Here is a 21,944-nt window from a genome sequence, read left to right on the forward strand (position 1 = left end):
TTTTTATAACCAATTCGAGGGATTTTCAAGGTATAATTAATTTAAAATTTACTGAAAAACTGAGGGAATAAAGGGGATGTCGATTATGCTAAAAGAACATTACAATGTTATCGAAGCCCACGGAAATACAAACTGTTTCTCCGAACAGAATTTCAACAGACTTCTAGTTACAATGAAAGAGCGCATAGTTCCAGAGGGTTCACATCTATTCTGGGAAGGCGACTACTCGGATAAATTGTTTTATATCAAACGTGGACGTGTGAAATTAACTAAATCTACTGATGAAGGTAAAGAACTCATTCTTTATATGTATCAAGCTGGTGATATGGTAGGTCAAGCAGATCCATTCTTCAGCACTAAGCATAGCTTTACAGCCGAAGTGATTGAAGAAAGTGAAGTTGGCGTCATCGAACAAAAGGATCTAGAAATTCTCATCTGCCAACATTGTGACTTTGCTATCGACTTTATGAAATGGATGGGTATTCATCACCGTCTCACCCAAACTAAATTCCGTGATCTAATGATGTACGGCAAACCAGGTGCACTCTGCTCCACGCTCATTCGTCTTGGCAACACCTACGGTGAGAAGAGCAGCGACGGTGAGAATATCCTTATCAACAAAAAAATTACGCATACAGATTTGTCCAACATGATCGGTGCCACTCGTGAAAGTGTTAACAGGATGCTGAGCGACCTGCGTAAAAAAGATGCTGTTGAGTATGAGAACGGTATGATTGTCATCAAGGACCTTGGCATGCTGCAAGAAATTTGCCACTGCGAATTGTGTCCGAACGAAATCTGCCGGATCTAATTCCGTTATAATATACCCTCTATTCACCTCAATGAAACATACATGACCCAATTATTCTGCATAATATAAAATAGAGTGGTCCAAGGCGCCTAATGCAGGTGTCTTTTTTTATATTCAACAAAAAAAGAGCTAAACCCAAGATCGGTTCAGCTCTAATATAGTTAATTAAAAATGGATCTTAACGGTTGTTGCGAGCACCACGCACTGGTGAGATCACCCAATAGGCCATACCGACGAATACGCCTCCACCAATGATATTCCCCAAAGTTACAGGGATCATATTATGCAGCCATCCAGCTATCGTAATGGTTTCCGGATGATTTGGAAGCAACACAGCAACACTAAGCAGAGTCATATTAGCCACACTATGCTCATATCCGCTTGCGATAAAGGCAAACAGACACCACCAGATTAAGATTAGCTTAGCAGATTCACTTTTAGCGCGTGAGGACATCCATAGCGCTAAACAGACCAGCCAGTTACATAGGATTCCACGAAAAAACAGCTCAGAGAACGGGAGACTCATTTTTTTAGCAGCAGCTGTAAAAATCAAATGCTCCGGCGGCGCAGCACTGAACAACCCAGTCCCACGAATTAAAAGTGCTAAAATCACTGCACCTACCACATTCCCGATGAATACAAGAATCCAGTTCTTAACGGTATCCCAGATACTGGTTCTGCCTGCCAGTGTACTTACAGTAAAAAACATATTATTCCCGGTAAACAGCTCTGAGCCTGCAAATACTACAAGCGTCAGGGCGATGCCGAAGGATGTGCCCATAATAAGCGGTTGGAAAGGAGATTTGGCAGCCGCTAGCGGTGCTCCTAGGGAGAAAATAAGGATAATCCCAATGCCTACATAAGCACCTGCCAATAGGGCTGCTAGAAAATATCTTGGCAAGCTTTCATTCATTTTGTCCCGCTTACTGACTGCCGTCTCTACGATGCTCTCCACACTTTGCGTAAACATAATACTCCACCCCACCGTTTTCTATTAAATCTATTACTACACTCTTCGGTGTCTACACGCTCACTGTAACTTTCTCTCCGTCCAGTGTGACTGGATAAGTCACCACACTACCTTGGTCTGGTGCCTGCACCTCACCCGTGCGCAGATCGATTTTCCAATCGTACAGTGGATCGTACAGATAGTGACCTGACACGATCCCTTCAGCAAGCGGGCCCCCCTTAGGATGAGGACTGCGATTCTCTACTGCATAGATGGCTCCGTCAGAGGCACGGAACACAGCCAGTTCAACATTTCCAGCAATCACTACGCGGCCAATTTGCAGCAGGAAATCCTGTACTGATCCTATTGCATACGTTTGTGTGGTCTTATTCATTGGTCTCTCCCCTTCTGTGTGCGTTATATCCGCTAGACTCTTGTTTCTTCAAAAAGCGCAGTACGAGTGCTGCTGTCATTGAGCATTTTTTTCCAAGGATCCGTAACCTGAGTCAGAGCAAAGTCAATCCGTGCGGCCAGCTCTTTGCGGTTATCTTCATTATTCAAAATGACCATTTGAATCTGCTCAAGTCCCATACGCTCAACCCACTCGGAGGTTCTCTCCAAATAATTGCCGGTCTCACGGTAATATTGCATCACAGCGGAGCACACTTCGATCAACTCTTCATCGGTCTTTATTTTGCAGAAGGAGTCAGCGATCCGTGGCTTGATCCCACCGTTACCACCGATAAACACTTCCCAACCGCCATCATTACCGACGATGCCAATATCCTTCGTACAGGATTCCGCACAGTTACGCGGGCAGCCGTTGACAGCTATTTTAAACTTGGCAGGAAAATCAAGACGTTCATACTTACGTTCTATGAGCGCGCCCATTCCCAGCGAATCCTGTGTGCCGAAACGGCAGAACTGTGAACCCACACAAGTCTTAACGGTACGTAGCGACTTAGCATAACCATAACCTGATGGCATATCGAGCTCTTCCCATACTTTCGGCAGATCCTCTTTTTTCACCCCGATTAGATCCAGGCGTTGCCCACCAGTCACCTTAACAACTTTCACATCATATTTAAGGGAGACATCAGCGATTTTCTTCAAATCCTCCGGTGTCGTTACCCCGCCGTACATGCGTGGAATAACGGTATAGGTTCCGTCTTTCTGAATATTGGCTCCCATACGTTCATTAACAAAGCGTGATTCCTTCTCGTCTTGATGTGTATCCGGATTTATCATCCCCAGATAATAGTTAATCGCCGGACGGCATTTAGAGCAGCCTTCCTCTTGTTTCCAACCCAGTACATGCATAACCTCTTTAGTAGTACTAAGACCTTTAGCTGTAATCTCAGCAACAATCTCATCCCGGCTAAGCGTTGTGCAACTACAAATTCCTTGCTTGGCAGACTGCTCAAAACTATCACCCAGGACAAATTGTAAAATTTGTTCTACAACCGGTTTACAACCTCCGCAAGAGCGCGTCGCTCCTGTACATGCTTTTATTTCGTCCACAGTAGTAAAACCATTTTCTATGACCGCATCCACAATCGCTTTTTTCGTAACCCCGTTACAGCCACAAACGATTTCTTCGTCCGCCATCGCTTCTACGGATGTACTCTTTTTGGCTCCACTTCCGCAGCAGCCCGTACTCATAACCTCTGTATAAATTTCATCGGTCATTACAGCGCCTTGTTTTACTAACTTTTGCAGGTTAGCCGACTCTGTCACATCGCCGAACAGGACTGCACCAACAATGACATTGTCTTTGAGCAGAATTTTCTTATAGGTTCGCTTCCATTCATCTTTGCTTGAGATTACAGTATGTCCAGGGGAATCCATAAACTCACCTGCAGAAAATACATCCACACCGGAAATTTTTAATTTGGTGGAGACAACAGAACCTTCATATGGGTTTGTATCGCTTCCACAGAGATGTTTAGCTAGAACCATCCCCTGCTCGAATAGCGGAGCTACTAATCCGTAACAAACTCCGCGATGTTCGGCACATTCGCCAATGGAATATACATTTTGCATAGAGGTCTGCAGATAATCGTCCACTACAATCCCACGATTAACAGCAATTCCGCTTTCTTTTGCCACAGTTATATTCGGTTTGATGCCTACAGCCATAACTACAAAATCAGCCGCAAGTGAAGTGCCATCACTAAATTGTAATCCACTTACTCTCTGTTCCCCGGTCAATTCTACTGTTTGTTTGCCCATGGCAAATTTCACGCCTTGACGCTCTAGCTCAGCTTGCAACATAGAGGAGGCATTACGATCCAGCTGGCGCTCCATTAGATCTTCCATCAGATGCACTACAGTAACGTCCATGCCAAGGTTCACAAGACCCTTTGCCGCTTCCAAGCCAAGTAAACCCCCGCCGATTACCGCCGCTTTGTTGTATTGTTTAGCCGCAGCCAGCATTGCATCACAATCTGCAATATCCCGGAAACCCACAACGCCTTCCTTATCACAACCAGGTACAGGTAAAATAAATGAATTCGAACCCGTTGCAATAATCACTTTATCGTAAGAAACAGCCATACCGTTATCCGCAATTACTTGCTTAGAATGCTCGTCAATTCGTGTAACTGTTGTTGCTGTATGCAAGGTAATGTTGTTATCTTCATACCAATTCCAGTCGTTTAGGATGATATCGTTGATGGTTTTGCTCCCTTCGAGAACATAGGACAACATGATCCGATTATAATTGGGATGAGGTTCGCTTCCAAAGACCGTAATGTCATAAGCTCCACCTAGCTTCAATATTTGCTCTAGCGTACCTATGCCTGCCATACCGTTGCCGACTAATACTAATTTTTCTCTCTTCGCTGCCATGGTTAGGTGCCTCCTCATTCTTATCCGTTTGTTGAACTTTGCTTCAACTTCTCTTCTACATAATGGAATTATACATTTCAAAATTTAAGAGAGATTGTGATTACAGTCACATTAAATGTGAATGTTTTCACATAAAAGTAAGGCAACTTTATTAGGTTATAACTTCCAATAAAAAAAGCCAGATCACGGGTTCTGAGCAACCGTAGATCTGGCATTTATGTACTTTTTTTTAACGTATAGCCAATAAAATCTCCAATTCATCCTGCACTCTAAGCTTCATGTCCATTCCATTCTCAAGCAGCTGCTTCCCATTCACCTTCATCTTCCAAACTTCATTGCTAAGAGGAGTATAATCACCAATGGATAACACCTTTTTGTTGTCTTCGGTTAACTGCACCACACTGCTGTTCTTCAACAAACCTCTCACTGTTAAATCTTCAGTAAATCCCATAACATATGAATGATTCAAATTCACTTGCTCACTTCCACCATTCACGGTCAACAACACAATTTGAAGGGGTTCTTCTTGTTCCTTAGACATCGCCGTAATTACTAATTTTGATTCATGCCCGACTGTTCGACCCCAATCCTCAGGTCCAATGGTCCCCCCATCCATTTGCAGCTCCCAATTCATTCCTGGACCGAGTGAAATATTATTTACCGTTAGAATGCTTGTGTTATCCTCAGAAAAGGTGGCCTTCCCACTACCTTTCAGTAGGTCAAAGATCGTTATCCCTTTTCTGTAGCTCTCGCTAAGCTGCTTGTCCAAAGGGTTGGTAAGCAAGTCATTTCCCGCAACGATAAGCGAAAGCGTAGGCCCGTCTGATCCTGCTAAGCCATTATTCCCTTCATTATTAATGTCAGCAAGAGTGGAACACCCACCTATTATGAATACGATGACTAATCCTAGTAACAACCTCCACATATATTTCGTGGGCATAGTGACACCGCCTTGTCCCGCCTAATGACCACACAGCGTCTCAGGCTTGTAGTAAGTTATGCATACTGTCTATTTAAGAATAACGTAAATAAGCTTTGTTCTCAAATATAAAAAAAGTCCCCTAAGGGACTCTATGAAACTCATTTTTTCTACTGGAATCTAGGGAACAATATATTATTCTCCAGATGAACATGTTCAAAAGTCATGCTCTCCAGCTCCTCTAGCCGGGCATAAGTCAAACGATAGGTTGTACAAGCATGAGCCGGTGGGGTGAAATCAGCTGTTATTTTGCGTATTTGTCTCAATATATCGCCTGCTGTGTCATGTTCACTCTCGAGTTCAATTAATGCCTCGCGAAGTATGGTCAGCCCTTCTTCACTTGGATTGGCATCATATGCTAATAATTTTGGAAACTCGTCTTCCTCTTCTTTAGCTGTATGCTGAAGAAGATCTTCCTTGAGTGCATTAAACAAACTATATACCTCTTCTAAATGAGGGGAATCTCCGCCATGAACCCGGTATACCTTAGTTACATTTTGGCTAATCAGGGGCAGCTCTTCCCGCAGGTAATGGTGATGTTTACTCACGATATGCTCGATTAACTCTGCAGAAGGTGCTGTATTCCATGCGAGTTCTTCTTGAGGTACCGGATATTCCTCGAACAGCTTGTTGAGATCACTAATGATCATCTCTTGATCTAGTCCACGCTCTACCGCTGCTTCAGTAAGAGGTTTGGCGCCTCCACAGCAGAAATCAATCCGTTTGGACTTGAAATAATCCGCAGCTTTTGGGAATTGCAGCACAATATCTTTTACCAGGGCATCTGGAGTAAATCCAGGTTGCACCGATTGCTTATGCTGTAAATCCGAAATTCTATCATTAGGTTTTTTAGTTTCCATAATAGTTCCTCCTCGGGATATGTGATCAGGTTCTGAAAAAATCTTTTCCACCTGTTCACCTTAACCCTGAAAGGACTTTTGACTTGTGATTGTACTCACGAAAATTGTATCTCTTTGTTGAACGAAGTTGGATAGGTTAAGTGTGTTATTGGTTGAATGATGGGTTCATTCGGCACTGGGTAGCCCCTCCGAAACAAGAGCCTTGAGAAAAAACTCAAGGCTCAGTGAAGCTTATTTATAAACTACCTTACAGTGCCAAGAAGGATGTTTTTCATTGAATTTGCGTAATAAATCACTCAGGGTTTGAGAGTCATCAGGAAGGACGGTTGTAAGCTTGTCCCACCCATTAAAACTCAGAGTTTCTGGTAATTCAACTAGCCCTGTAATCGCATCCCAAAAAGCATCCCAATTCATTCCGTAAAAATCAGGAAAATCAAGTTCTCTTTTCAAGAGCAAATGAAGTTCCCTTGAATCCTGAATATTGCTAACTTGTAAGGTCACATTTTCTTTTCTTAAATCATCTTCGTGTGTGCTCATTTGCTTCACTCCTTTACTTATAAGTTCCGATGAAGTTAACTGATTCATAATGGTCAGTTGTAATATACATTTGTCCATCGTTAGAATACACCAGTCTTGTTCCAGGTTGTTTACTTCTAGACATGGTATTACTTAAACCAATATCCGCCTCGTACCAAACCCTTCCAGGTGCTTCAGGTAGTATTTTGGATTTATTTTCAAATACGTCTCCACCAATTTGACCACCCTGAACGTAGTTATTTAATGCTTTCCCTTGTCTATAACCACTCTGTTCAGCTACAGATTTTGTAATATAGTTAGAAGGCAATTGACCTGTTTGCCTTAAACTATCAACTACTGGGTTTGCGGCTTCTTCTGTTTTTAATAACTCCTTGTACTTAGCATATTGAGCAATGTTATCTGCACCATTACCCGTGCCCTCTTTCGCCTTAACCTCTATCTTATTACTATTAGCAGTATTTGACTGCTTCGGTTTAACTGGCTCTTTTACCTTACTAACAGTACTCGGTGTTGAGCTCTTTTTTGATAAACTAAACATGCCGTTTGTGAACCCCATTGCAGCCAAGCCTAATGCCTGTTGCATATTGGGATTTATCACTTCTTGTCTGTACATTTCTTGGGCTTCGGCAAGGGACAGGCCTTTAGTACTTAAATCATAGACCATTGCGACCCCATCCACGGAGCCACCTATTTTAGTCCACAAGAAACCTTTATGCACTTTGAGACCAGCATCTTTCAATATACCTGCTGTTACTTTTCCTTTGTTCTCCTTCACAGCGTCCAAAACATATAATGCCTGCTCCAAACTAGGTATACCTACGCTTGTAAGAAACCTATACTCATCAGCTGTCACATTATAATTCATCTGCAGCGATGCTTTGGCCGTTTCCGTGCCTTTTTGTGTTTTTGTGTTGATCGTTAATGAATAATTTGTTGTTACAGCTATATTAGTACGGCCGATAACTGTTTTAACCTGATTATAATCGGTTTCTATACTTTTTCCTGACTGAAGTGTATCAGTATGTGAATTAGATGTATAGGTTTGGATTCCTACTTTTTTAAGGGCTTGGTTCCACTCTTTCTCTGTCGCAAAACCTCTAGTGGAGACTCCTTGAACTACGATTTTAGTAATTTCTTTGCTTTGGAACTGCAAAGGAGTAGCTGGTGGGGCTGGTGCCTTTCTAACTATGTTAGCCTGGGCAGCTATAGCCTCACGTTCTACTGCTGTAGAAGCTTTATAATACGCATTTGTCAGAGCAATAATTTGCGCTTGCGCTTGTATATTTAGGCCCTCATCGCCTTTGGCCCAATGTCCTGTCGGATCTAAAAATTGTATCGGATCATTATTTGCATACGTATATAGATTCAGGCTTAATGGGTTGTTATCCTCACCCCAATAGCTATCCTCCGATACAAACCGTCCGATGTACGGATCATAATAGCGGGCTCTCAGATAATAAAGACTTGTCTCTGCATCGTAAAATTCGCCCCCATAATGAATTGATTCTGTGTAGACTTCTATCGTCAGCGTAGAATTACCAAAGGCATCGTAATCATACTGATTCAGTATTTTTCCAACTGATGTTACAGTCTGAACGACATCGCCATGACCATTGTAAAGATAATAGGCATATTGATTAGCTTCATCCATTCTGGCAATATAATTGATACCCCGAATGTAGCGAGTGCTGACCTTATCTGTACTGTCCGTTTCTAAAATGACATGTTGGTGGTCATAATCATAATTCGTTTCTTTAATAACATTTCCTGTCTTAGTACTTTGCACTCTTTTCTTTGTCCGAAGACCGTCGCCATTATAGACATAATTAACAGTGGCACGATCACCAGCACTGACTTTAATAGACTTTTTCAAACGGTTGAAGCCGTCATAGGTTTGGGTCACTTTTTCGAGTAAACTATTAATCTCCTGTGTAGCACCCGTTCCGTAGACTTCTCCCGTAATAGATTGGTGCATGTCACTCTTATGAGGCTGAATGTAGCCCGTTCGCTGACTTACTTCATTCCCATTGCCGTCGTAGAGATAATCAACAGCTTTGAATAGTATCTCTTTTCCATCTACCTCGCTCATTCGTTCTTCCAGCTTCATTAACTGGTTGCTGGAAGAATACAGATACTCACTTTTCTTCAATTTGTATTCTATAGCTTTTTTAGTATCTGGATTAACATAACTGCTCGGCTGAAGAGAGGTATATGTCTCTAACATGGACTTCCGATTACCCGCTCCATCATAGGAATAAGCAGTTGTCTTCCCTGGTGACTCTACTCTATCAATACGACCCGCTTTATCATAACTATATTTTGTTGTACCATAACTATCGGTCTTTGATACTTGTCTACCTGCATCATCATACTTATACCGATAACTCGATATCTCAGAACCATTGCTACGCTTATTAATTAAGCTTATCAGACGATTATTCTGATCGAAGCTATATACTTCTTTTACACCATCTTCATATTGTACTGCGATTCGATTTCCACTTTTATCATAGGAGTAATTGGTCTCTTTATTATCATAAGAAACTCGGTCCATCCTACTAGATTTGTCATATTGATAAGTGGTTACAAATCCTGAAGCATCTCTCAATGTCTCGATGTTTCCGATATTGTCATAGGTGTAAATGATACGAGCTTTTCCATCTCTCACTACCTTCAGTAACTGGTTCTTCGAGTTATAAGAATAAACGGATACCCCACTCTCGTCAGCCATACTGATACGGTTACCTATTTCATCATAACTATAAGTGATCAGATCCCCAGTTTCTGCAACCTTCATTTTGGTCAAAAGATTGCGGTTATCGTAAGAATACAACGTATGGGTACCCATACGATCCAACATAAGAGTTTTGTTAAGCGCCAAGTCATAAGTGTATCTGATAGATCGACTCGATGCATCCAATACAGATTGTAAAAGTCCAAATGAACCATAGGCATACTGGGTCACTTTGCCCCTACCATCTTTCATAAACAACTTGTTTCCTACACGGTCATAACCATAGCTGACTTCTACACCTTGTCCATCTATAACCTTGGTTAAGTGGTCCGCATTATCATACTCATATTGGATTGAGTTACCTAGTGCATCTGTTTGCTGTATCAGATTACCTAGAACATTGTATTTGTAGGCAGTTGTAGTACGGGTTGATCCCGACTTGGAAGCCAGTTCAGGGTCAATAAACGCCACCATGCGATTGGCTAAATCATATGAATAGCTATTCCCGTACTGCAAATCATCTGTATTTCCAGCAGCATATCCTTTGCCATCTATCTTTTTGATAATATTACTATTGGCATCATATTTATTTTTCCCGATTACAATGTTATTAGGATCGATAGTTAATACCAAACGATTCAGCTTATCATAGGTATACGACATCGTATTCCCTTTAGCGTTAGTAACTGCTGTCTTATTCCCGGCAGTATCATACTCAGTGGTCAATTTTTTACCATCCGGATCAGTAGTTATCACTAATCTATTCATTTCATCATAGCTATACCCGGTTATATAACCCCGTTCATTCCTGTCTGAGATTTTATTTCCGACCGCATCATAGCTATATTGTCTGAATACATCGGTTGTACCTTGTCTGCGAATAATCTTATCCAGACGGTTCAAGGCATCATAAGTGTACTCTGTCGTGTAAATCTTTTGGTTGGCTGAATCTATAGACAAATATTGATATGCTCTAGGATTCACTTCTTGCGTTTTATTTCCTAATACATCATAGCTGTAAGTGAAACTTTGGCGAATTTTCCCTGGATAACTTGCGTCTTTCAAACTGGCCAAATTTGGCATATTTAAAACATCAGTAATACTTGCTTCATCTAGCCAAACTGTTTTCTTCACCATTCGGTTTTGGGAGTCATATTCATATTGCTCCACATCCAACTGGTCGACATCTCTCAATTTTTCCGAGCGGCTTAGATTTCCGTTCTTGTCATATTGATAGGATGTACTGGCCCCGCTATTATCCCCCACTGTTTTCTGAAGATTATTCTCATAATACACATATGTTGTCTCGCGTTTAGATGAATCATCTTTAGATCCTGTCAAAGTTTTTTTAAGCAAATTTCCCGCTGAATCATAAGTATAGCTTTCCAAAGAATATACAATGTTCTTACTGTTGTCTAATTCTAGTGGACTTCTCTTCTCTGTAAGCTGGTTCACAGCATTATAAGAATATAATGTTATATTGCCACGTTTATCCTTTACAGAAACGATATTCCCATTAGGATCATACTTGTTATCTACTGTATACCCATAAGGATCTTTAACTGTTTTCTCTTTCCCAAAAGCATTATAACTATATGTTGTTATTGCCCCAAGCGGATCTGTCTCAGAAGTTTTCCGTCCCAACTTATCAAAGGTATAACGGACCACACCACCATCCGCATTAACTATCTTACTAGGTGTTCCATCCGGATTCAGTTCATAAGTGGTCACATATCCTCGACCGTCAGTCTGTTTCAGCAAATATCCCAACATATTGTATTCATACAGTTTTGCATTCCCCAGAGCATTGATTTCCTTAACCAGTCGGCCCAGTCCATCATAGAGGTATGACGTTCCTTTTGACGTTCCCATATTTCCAGAATATCTTAAACCGTCTACTAACTTAGAAACCTGGCCCATAGCATCATATTGAATGTATTCCAAGCCGCTGCCTTCTGGTGATACTGTGGTAATTCTTCGATTCATTGAGTCATACGTATAAGAGATACCTGGTAGTTTCAGCACCTGTCCGGCACTGTCTATCTCCTGTTTATATTGATTAGGTGAGATTTCTTTACGTAAATTGCCTCTTTCATCATAAACATAACGAGTAATCGCTCGTTCTCCATCTCCAGACGGAAGATCTTTACTTTGAAGACGATTTAAAGCATCATACGTATATTTGGAAAGAGTCCCTCTCGTATTAGTTTCAGCAATCAAGTTATTATTAATGTCATATTTGTATACCGTTAATCCCTTTAACGCATCCGTTTTCTCAATGCATCTCTTGTCATAATCATAGACAAATTGGCTAATATTACCTTTTGCATCCGTTTGACTTTTCACTTGATCATTCTTATAGTACGAATAACTTACGGCTGCTTGCAGACGGTCAATATACTCATTATCAAACACAGCACCTGACAAATAAGCGGAACTGATATCCGAGGTTTTTACGAGCAAGACCTTTTTGGTTAACCGAGACCTTGAGTCATAGTTACTTCTCGTTATGTCATAGTTTCCGTCACTGATCTTTTGATAGGAAGTAATTATATTTCCCGCTCGATCATATTCTTGTTTAGTCTCCTTACCATAAGGCCCTGTGGTCTTAACTAATCTACCCACCATGTCATAACTCTGCTCTATCCGATCACCAGTGCTAGACTCGTTAGCAGTACCACTAGATTTGGATACTTTAAACAAAAAGGTTTCTTTAGCAAGAATACTTGATGCTTCATCAAATTCCACACGAGTGAGTCGATAATTAGTACTTGAATCATTCGTGCTTACATATGCTTTCTCTGATATCTGATTGCCTGCCATATCATACGTATAATAAATCGAGTTTCCATCTTTATTTACACGCTCCAAAAGTTCCCCTTTGGTGGAATATCTGAAGGTTTCATGGGTTCCGTCAGGGTATTCAATCAGGTATGGAGAACCAAAAACATTGTTATATGTTTTCGTTAGATATCCTGCTTGATCTTTATTAGTGATAATCCACTTGCCAGTTAAATCATACTCTGTAGAAGTACTTGTTCCGTCGGGATAGGTTATCTGCTTTAACCGACTGCCAAGATCATAGTTATAGAAGGTCGTTCGTCCAAGTCCGTCCTTTTCACTAAGCACATTTCCTGAGCCGTCATAGGTAAGACGCTTGGTGAAATGGCTTGTCCCCTGCTTCTGATTTTCATAAGCGGTTTGCGCAGAAATCACTTCTGTTGGTTTATCTATCACATTGTAACGATACACTGTCCCAATAGATTGACCTGGCTGACTATCATTATAGCCTTCGCCATCTGTCTGCTTAACTACATTACCTCTTCCATCGTATTCTCTATAATCGATAACCTCTTTATCCGTTCCGTTAAAAGCTATCGTTTTCACTAAACGATTGAGTGAATCATATTCCTTCACAATACCAGGTGCTTGTTCTAAGGATGCACTATAATATCTAGGATCTACAGTTTTTACAACATTGCCCATACTATCATATTGGTATCGAAATTTGTTTCCAAGTGGATCAATAACACTTGTTTTGAGTCCCAAACCGTCATAAGTGTAAGATGTTGTACGATCTGTTCCAGAATTAACAGTTGTCTCTGAAACCAGATTTCCTACTTTGTCATATTGGAGCCGTTTTAGCTTGGACCCTTTGGCATTAAATGGAGAAGACGTAGAAACTACTAGATTTCTATAGTTGTAAGTATTCTCCTCCGTATCATAACCTGTACCATTAAAAATCTGCTTTTTTAACAGATTTCCCAAAAGATCATATTCATTTTTAGATTCATACTGACCTCTTTCTATGATTGTACCGTTAGTTAATTTTTCCTTGGCTGAAGCGTTCTCAAGGGTCACACGTCCTGCAAAATCATTTTCGTAGGTATGAACGATAAGCTTAGTCCCAGCAGAGTCTCCATACTCTATCTTTTTCACTTTGTAGCCCATAGCATCATATTCATAATGAATATGGGTTGTCGAATCAGTATCCAGCCTGGAGTAATGATCTGTAATTCGTTTAAGAGAATCATAGATGTAAGATTCACTTAATGAATCCTGATGCACTCCATTGATACTGACTCCTGCAGTCCTTTTAACCAAGTTATTCGTTGAATCAAATTCATTCAACGTATAATAATAATCTGATACGCCCGATTGATAGATTTTTTGGGAAGTATTCCTACCAAGTTCATCGTAAGTCCACTCGGTAATTTTACCGCCTGGAGCCTTTTCAATCACAGTCTGGCCCAATACGTTATATACATACTCCGTAGTATTACCTATAGCATCCGTCTCACTTGTCTTTTGACCTTGTGAATTATAAGTAAATCTCCTAGTCTGCTCTTTTTCATTCATCTCTGTAAGGATGTTACCTATATAATCATAATTAGTTGTTGAGGTGTAATATTGCTTGTGATCAGGAGTAATTTCCTTTTTCACCAACTGATCTGATATATTGTAATGAAATTTCTGGTTAAATCCTTCCTCATTAGTGATAGTAAGGGTTAAAGGCATCTGGAGGCTGGAACCCATTTGATATTCTACCTTCATAGTACCTTTAGCTGTTTTGTCATTCTCGAAATATGATTTCTCCACAATTTGCTGCTGACTATCATAACTGTAACGGGTACTATGTCCATTAGCATCAATTTGCTTAGTCATGTTACCGAATGAGTCATACTCTGTACTAGTGAGATTGTTCCAAGCTCCCTGCTTCCAAACCTTGGAGTACAGCATATTCCCTTGAATATCATACTCGTATAGAAATTTAGACTTATTGGCATCTGTATATTGTATTTTAAAATTAGTAAAGGCGTTCTCTTGGTATTGATATTCCTGCACAGTGTTATCGGGTCTTATATTCTTGATTACTCTATTAAGAGCATCGTATTGATAAGAGGTTTTATTTCCTTTCTGGTCAATCTCACTCTCAAGATTCCCTGTCAGGAAATCATAGGCAAAGGTCCGAGCATAGGTTTTACCATCAGCCTGTTGGTACTCTTTTGTAAGATACGCACCCTTCGTATCAACCCCATTTGCATCTATACCATACTCATAATAGTTAACAAAATCCTGTAACTTATCGTGAGCAGTTTTACGTATTAAATTCCCATAACTGTCATATGCGTATTCAGTAATTAGCCATGGATTGTCAGTATCGTTATTAGATTTACTCTCTTTAATCACATTTCCTTTGTCGTCCAGTTGATAGTTGATCTGGGAGGTAGTACTTATATCCTGCTTCCAGGTTTTCTGACTTAGTATGTGGAACTTGTTAACATCGTAAGTATAAAGAACCGTTCGTTCATTATTTAAAGGATAGCCAGCAGTATCCCTTTCGGCATCAGGTCCAGTGTAACTCGTCATATTTCCGTATTCGTCATACCGGAAATTCTCGACTTTTTTAATAGGATCACCTACTGCTTGACTACTGCTTACTTGATACTTCAAGGTTTCCTGTTTTTTTACCAGCTTCATTTCGTCATGTTCACTGGAAATAACTTCCTTATGATCACGGCCTTGTTTTTCCGTAAGAATAAGCTCCTGGTTCCCATTATAAGTAAATTTAACTGTACTTCCATTAGCATCAGTTATTTGAGTGTAATATTTATAAGTTCCCTTCAGGTATGCTTCATCATTTTCCTTATAGTCTGTTGTACCATAACCATCAGCCTCATTCGTATATGTATAAGTGTTTTTATTCTTGGTGTCTACAGAGATTTTGTCCAGAAAATTGGATGGAACAGGATCAAATCCTTTTTTTACAAGCTCTTTGCTCTCAAAAATTTTCCTATACTGCATACTGCCCTCATTAAGGCGTTTGGTATAGGTATTGTATACATACCGTTTCATACTGTTGTTCTTTACATCATCAACCAGCACTAAGTTCTCATAACGGTTGTATGCCGAATAACTGGTTTGGTTGAAATAAGTAAATCCTAGATCCGGCTGTTCATACCAAAATAAATATTTAGGTTTGGAATCTGTATCATTTACCCGTTGAAGCCGTGTTCGGATTACATGTTTAGATGAACTAACTAGAACAGCTGATTTATCATAAACAATACTTTTATCTCCAGGGAGATGTAGAATCACCTGAAACTTTCCTTTCAGATCTCCTGAATCAGTAGTGTTTGGATTACCCGAAGCCTTATAATAATCATCTGCCCGAACTGTCGGTTGTTTGTTAATTGATTCAACTGTAAAACTAGGATCCTCTTTATATTCAATGGTAGATACTCTTCCCACCGAGTCGGTAATTCGAGAGATTAGTTTCTTTGTAATGGAAGTGCCATCTATTGTATAACTAAGCTTACTGTATTCGAACTTTATCTCATTCCCATAACGGTCCACAATGCCCAGAATTCGTCCATCTTCAGCAAAATAAGTGTTTTTTCCATCTTTACCCTTCATTACGTATTTGGAGCCTCCATCATCCTGACCATTCTTGTATGTTGCCGATTCTCTAATAACAACATCCTTAACGGTCTGTCCCTCTGGTAAATACCCTATAGAACCATCAACATTAGTTATCTTTAGACGATACACGTCACCACTTTCCGTATGCAGAAATTTATGACTGGAGCCATCAGAATTTAATTTAATCTCCATATTAGGAAAAGAGAACCTCATGCCAATCCCCATATTATACCGGTCTTCATAAAAAGATGAGGTACTTGAATTTGAGATTGCCTTATCTACCCATGCTCCGTCTATGTATTCAACTTCCATTTCCTGTACACTGGCCGTTTCGTTTTTATAAATGCGTTTGAATTCAAGGTTTAATCCATTACGACCTGGTAGTACATAGTCCGTCTGAGTGATCGTAAGTGATCCGCTTTGCGGGTTGATCGTATCAACAGTTTCGTTGTTTCTTAAATAAACAGGTGATAACATCGTATTATATTTTTGTTTTGGGCCTACCAAATTATTTAATTGTTCCTGTAAGGTTTCAGCATGTGCTGCCGGAAGAAATAAAATCATAAATAAAAAAGATGCTAATGATATTCGTATAATTGCCTTCACAAAGCTACCCCCATCTGCCTTCTAAATTATTCACTATATTTCTCCACATAGCTTTGTGCCATGATTAATTCTTCTGAAAAACCCTGCTGCATTTTGGCAATAACAACCTCAGAAGATTCGCCAACCTTTTGTGCCAAAACAAAAGCTAAAGTCACCTGCTGCTCTGTGAGTTTACCTGACTGCGTATATTTTTGAATTTGATTCTCTGTTATCTGAACTCTTGGAAGTGGTTTACCACTATAAATCACTTTCTCCCGCACGAAAATCTTGCTCCATTCCCCTGTCTCAAGTCGTTCTTGAATCAGATCCTTAAACGATTTCCCAGTAACAAAAGACAATCTATCACCAATCATAATGTCGTCCGATGTAATACTCTTCAAGTTCATCATATTTTCCAATTCTTCCGAATTAAAAGCTCTTGGCGTAAACTTCGGATGGTTTTCATTATATTGAAGAAAGATTTGCTCCCAGCTCTTTCCTGAGGTTTTAGCAGTAAGGAAGTCGTCTAAATCATCTGTACTGCCGAAATTCTGGTACAGGAAATCATAAGCAACACAGATATCGGCTATGCTGTATCCTGCTGCAACCATTTGATCTATTTTTTGTCGATAATCATCCTGAATGTTAAGAGCTACAACAAATTGCTCAAACGTGCTATGAGGAACTTTAGAATTGATTGAAACTTCCGTTGCTGTTTGTTTAACCGCCTGCTCCTTAATTACCGACGTACTTTCTGTCTGGTTCTTCTGGGTAGTGACTACATTTGTATAAGCAAATACGCCGGCTTGAAACATAAGTACCAGAATCATTATGAGGACTGTCATCTGAAGCACTCTTCGTCTGTTCATTCTCTTATACTCCTCTATCTATGGTTAGGATTAATAGACTCAATTTCTTGTTTTATAGCTTCGCCTGGATTTTGCGGCATTAAGTTTTCAACTGTAGGGGGATTAATATCCGGCAGTGCGGTTATATCCTCTTTCTCGGGTAGTACGGCGGCTGTGGGTGATTTCACTTCTCTGATTTCAGAGTTTCTTTCATTTGCTTGCTGTAATTTCTCCAACAATACCTTCTCTAATTTCTCTGCCGTGACAATTTGGCTATCTTTTAGTCCTGCGACTTTCTGTTCCTTATTCTCTTGGTACAACTTCTTATCAGTTATGTAATCCTCCAGGTGCAAACCCACCTGTAGAGAAAGCATATATTCATCTAGCACTGACTCCATGGACCCAAACTCTTGCTGCAGCTTAAGAATCAGTTCAACGGCTTGACTCTCATTGAATTGTTCACTAATTTTCTCGTATGCAGTCTGTAGTTCCGTTTCATTCGATTGGTTAAGGGTAATTTCCGCAGATGGCACTTCTATAGTAGACGACTTGCTATCCTTCACTTCATTTAATTGCTGCATAACTCTTTCCACCAACAGTTTGGCCTCCATAATCTCATCATCCTGGAAGCCCTCTTGACGGAGCTGCTGAAGGACTTCCTCTCCTAAACCAGTCTCATTAAGCAGAGCTATACGACTAGATTTATCCCCGTCACTGCTGACAAGCGTTTCCTTTTTCAAAGTTTCAGATACTTCATTCCATGAAGAGCCTGTATTCTTGAGCTGCAAAATCCGATTTACAGTCACTCCAGTTAAATTGGAAAGATCCGCCGCGATTTGTTTATCCTGTTGTACTTCCGTCTCTGCAGCAGCCTCTTTCTTCAGTTTGGGATAAGTGACAACCGCCATCTGCGAGAGTATAGCTACTATAATAACAAGGGATATATATTTGTATTTACGCTTCTTCTGAATCATAAGTTGGTCTCCTTCAAAAATACTATCAATCTACTACAACATGAACACTCGTTTCTCCAGTTTTCTTGGATTTAAATACCAAGGTGGTAATCTCTCCTGACCATGACGTTCCCGGTACAATATTCTGATCTATAGCGAATGTAACCTTTCCAGGCGTATACGTTGCGCTTAAATTAGAACTAGCTATTTTGCCATTGACTAGATCCTCTGTAGGCGTGAAGTCATACATATCTATTAATTCCAACTCGTTCGGATCATACGTCACTACAAAATGCAGTTCACTGAAGTCCTGCACATTCTGTGCCAACAGAGTTAAGCTGCATTCTTCATTCTTCTTCACTAGAATATGGTAATCGGGACTCGTTGTACTCTTCTGCAAAGAGGGACTCCATGCGGTTACTCCGGTGCTATTCTTTGCCCGCACCCGATAGGTATGCGCAGTACCCGAAGTTAAATTATTGTGAATATAACTGGTCCCATTCTCGAGATCTACTGTTTTTCCGTCGATTTCAAGCTGATAACCACCTGCCCCATTCATCTTTTGCCAATGCAACTCAATGGATGTATCCTTTGCATACGCATTCAACCTAGATGGTGCATCCGGCAGATTCGGAAGTGTGGAAAGTGATAATACAGCTACCCAATCTCCTATTTCATTTCCCTGCTTCACTCTAATTTTGTACGAATGATACTCCTCAGCTTTGAGTCCAGTATGGTTATAAATGGTATCTGATGCATTATCCAGCAGTCTTCCATCTACTTCAATGTCATAGCGAGCGTCAGGAGCCACCGTGTCCCACGATAGAGTAATCCCTTTATTCGTCACCACGGCGACAATGTTCGTTAATGACGAGGTATTCGTTGCTTCTGGCATTGTTATCATGGTTATTGGTTTGGACCAATCACTATTTCCACTAATATTTTTAGCCCGTATTCTGTAGATGTGCGAAGAACTGGCTGTCAGCTGATCATGCACAAATGAGTTGTCTGTCACATTTACCACAGTTTTGTTATCAATCTCCACATCGTAACTGTCCGCGTGAGGAACAGCGTACCACGCAGCTGTAACTTCTGTTTCTCCCGAAGTTGTCATAATATTTGTTGGTATCCCCGGAATTTCCGGGTGGGTTGTAACGTCGAGAGGAGCGCTCCAGGAACTTTTTCCACCTATATTTTTAGCCCGCACCCGATAGGTATGTCCACTAAGTGCATCCAGGCCATCATGGTTGTAACTCGCCATATTTTTGTTATCCATAATAAGACCATCGACTTCAATTTCGTATCCACTGGCTCTCTTCATCTCGTCCCATTTCACAGCCACCGTATGGATGCTTGGGACTGCCGATAATTTAGTCGGTGTATCGGGAGGATTTGGCCAAGTTTGCTGCTGGATAGCTTTGCTCCATTCGCTGGTTCCTCCTGAGTTGCTAGCTCGTACACGGTAGAGGTGATCGGTGGAAGGCTCCAAACCTTGATGTACAAACGAATTCTTATTTCCATTGTCAACGATGTGCCCATCTACCTCCACCTCATATCGACTTGCTTTAGGCACAAGATCCCAGCTTAGTGTAATTATATTCTGAGTGGGGACTGCAAGCAGCTGAAGTGGAGTGGATGGCGGGTCCGGCAATGTCAACTTGATAAGAGGCTGACTCCAGTTACTTGTTCCTCCTGCGTTGTTAGTCCGAACTTTGTATATGTGTTGAGTATTAGGTGAGAGACCAGTATGAGTGTATGTATTGGAGCTTCCATTGTTCATGGTCGATCCATCTACTTCAATGTCATAACTGAGTGCACCGGGAGATGCAGGCCAGGCCAGCTTAATCCACTCTTGGGATGGCTCCGCAGTCACCTCTTCAGGTGCAAGAGCCAAGGTTGTACCATTGACAGAAGCACCAAAAATAGTTTCCTGTCCCTCATTATTTTTAGATTTAGCCTGAAAGGTGTAGGTAGTATTCGCTATTAACCCATTTAACACAATCGTTTTGCTCACTGGTGTAAACCAGATGGGTGAGCTAGTGACTCCCCCTGTTGAAGTCACATAATAAGAACCCATTTTAATTAAATAAGGTGTTTGAGAAGAGTTGTTCTCAATAAGTAATAATTTCAAAGATGTTTCACCATTCTGCTGAACAGACAAGACAGGGGTTTGGGCTTGAGTGTAGATTTTTTGTTCTTTAACCGCAATGTTTCCCACCCGGTCTTTCGCCTCAAATTTTGTGTGATAATTTGTATTAGAAGTCAATCCTGAAACATTAAAGGTGGAATTTGCTGTCCATCCGCTTGTCCGATCACCAATGCTATACCGATAAGGTAGACTATCTAGTCCAGAGATACTATCCGAGGCGGTTCCAGAAATTTGAATCTGTGAATCTGTTGAAGTAACCTTAACCTCCCCCAGTGAAGGTAATGATTTGTCCACAATGATTTGGATATTTCCTTGTGTTGAGACTTTTCCATCACTTACAATAAATCGAATCGTGTGGTTTCCTTCAGAAATAGTCGACATATTTACAGGACTAAAGGAAACAGTTTGAGCTGTTGCTGTATTACTAATAAACTTGGTTTCTCTAGGCTCCGATTCTCCATCTATGAAATATTTAAGTTCTAACCGATCACCATTCGTATCCGATACTTGGATAATTGGAATAAACAGTGAATTCACACCCAGCTGTTGCTCACTTGGTGTAGTGACGACGAGGGTGGGAGCATTATTTACGACTAGTGGCTTTTTCACACTAAAAGAGACGCCATTTCTCCAACCATTCATTGGCTGACCCTTCTCAGATTGAATATCCTTTACGGACATATATATCTCTATCTCACTAGGGATTTCCTCATAATTCCATTCTTGATACCAATCTGTAGTAGGAGGACTCGAAACATCAAACGATATTTTATTTATAGAATTAGAGCCTGGGTACTCAACGGTTTCCCATGTCGTATTCCTTACTGTCTTTCCATAACCCGGTCCTTGAAGGTATGTACTGACGTCAATATTTCTTCTTCTTTCCATGTCATACCACCAAGTAGTTCGAGAACCCGACGTTATTATGAATGGACTATCCGGAACAAAATCATATTCCAGGTGCTTGGATATCTTATCAAATCGCACGTTTTTAAGTGTTACCCCAGGCATTGTAAAAGTAACCTCAGCAATGTTTCCCATACTTTGTTCGTAAGGACTTGTACGTTGAAAAGCATCGATACGAATATCCATAAATTCAATTACATTTGGAGCACTGCTTGCGGCTGCACGAAAATCCTCTGTAAAAAATCCAGAAAGATTAAACAACAATATAACAGCCATAAAAATAGCGGACATTTTTTTAAGTTTCTGCATCATGATTTCCTTTCTGATGTAACATCATTACAACAAACAGCGGTATGTCCA

The 21,944-nt window shown here is 40.5% G+C and carries 11 protein-coding genes; 1 reads left to right on the plus strand and 10 read right to left on the minus strand.

Translation table 11 applies throughout. The features are described 5' to 3' along the window. Positions 1–85 precede the first annotated feature (85 nt). A complete protein-coding gene (locus NST58_RS23270; RefSeq protein WP_036682945.1) occupies positions 86–811 on the plus strand; it encodes a Crp/Fnr family transcriptional regulator in 726 nt (241 codons plus the stop codon). Positions 812–989: 178 nt separating this feature from the next. Here NST58_RS23270 and NST58_RS23275 read toward each other — a convergent pair whose 3' ends face one another. The 10 genes from NST58_RS23275 to NST58_RS23320 form a co-directional block, all read right to left on the minus strand. Further along, on the minus strand, positions 990–1,781 hold the full coding sequence (locus NST58_RS23275) for a formate/nitrite transporter family protein (RefSeq protein ID WP_076130683.1): 792 nt from the start codon (positions 1,779–1,781) through the stop codon (positions 990–992). A 52-nt stretch (positions 1,782–1,833) separates the two neighbouring features. After that, entirely contained in the window at positions 1,834–2,154 is a 321-nt protein-coding gene (gene nirD / locus NST58_RS23280) for a nitrite reductase small subunit NirD (protein WP_076130684.1), read from the minus strand. 32 nt (positions 2,155–2,186) lie between these two features. Continuing rightward, positions 2,187–4,610 (minus strand): nitrite reductase large subunit NirB, encoded by a 2,424-nt coding sequence (gene nirB / locus NST58_RS23285; RefSeq protein WP_076218892.1) that lies wholly within the window; start codon positions 4,608–4,610, stop codon positions 2,187–2,189. Between the two features lie 229 nt (positions 4,611–4,839). Beyond that, entirely contained in the window at positions 4,840–5,550 is a 711-nt protein-coding gene (locus NST58_RS23290) for a hypothetical protein (RefSeq protein ID WP_076218893.1), read from the minus strand. A gap of 149 nt (positions 5,551–5,699) precedes the next feature. After that, complete coding sequence (gene ric, locus NST58_RS23295) at positions 5,700–6,395, minus strand: iron-sulfur cluster repair di-iron protein (RefSeq protein ID WP_339248794.1); 696 nt, start codon at positions 6,393–6,395, stop codon at positions 5,700–5,702. 285 nt (positions 6,396–6,680) lie between these two features. Beyond that, positions 6,681–6,986, minus strand: a complete 306-nt coding sequence (locus tag NST58_RS23300) for a barstar family protein (RefSeq protein WP_076130687.1) — start codon at positions 6,984–6,986, stop codon at positions 6,681–6,683. A gap of 13 nt (positions 6,987–6,999) precedes the next feature. Then, positions 7,000–16,749 carry an RHS repeat-associated core domain-containing protein gene (locus tag NST58_RS23305; RefSeq protein WP_339244327.1) on the minus strand — a complete coding sequence of 3,250 codons (9,750 nt, stop codon included), beginning with the start codon at positions 16,747–16,749 and terminating at the stop codon, positions 7,000–7,002. Positions 16,750–16,775: 26 nt separating this feature from the next. Then, positions 16,776–17,597 (minus strand): hypothetical protein, encoded by an 822-nt coding sequence (locus tag NST58_RS23310; protein WP_339244329.1) that lies wholly within the window; start codon positions 17,595–17,597, stop codon positions 16,776–16,778. 14 nt (positions 17,598–17,611) lie between these two features. Further along, complete coding sequence (locus NST58_RS23315) at positions 17,612–18,550, minus strand: hypothetical protein (protein WP_339244330.1); 939 nt, start codon at positions 18,548–18,550, stop codon at positions 17,612–17,614. Positions 18,551–18,575: 25 nt separating this feature from the next. Beyond that, positions 18,576–21,896 (minus strand): hypothetical protein, encoded by a 3,321-nt coding sequence (locus tag NST58_RS23320; RefSeq protein WP_339244331.1) that lies wholly within the window; start codon positions 21,894–21,896, stop codon positions 18,576–18,578. Between the last annotated feature and the right edge of the window lie 48 nt (positions 21,897–21,944).

It is taken from the genome of Paenibacillus sp. FSL R10-2796, assembly GCF_037965315.1.
GTDB classification, from domain to species: Bacteria; Bacillota; Bacilli; order Paenibacillales; family Paenibacillaceae; genus Paenibacillus_AQ; species Paenibacillus_AQ odorifer.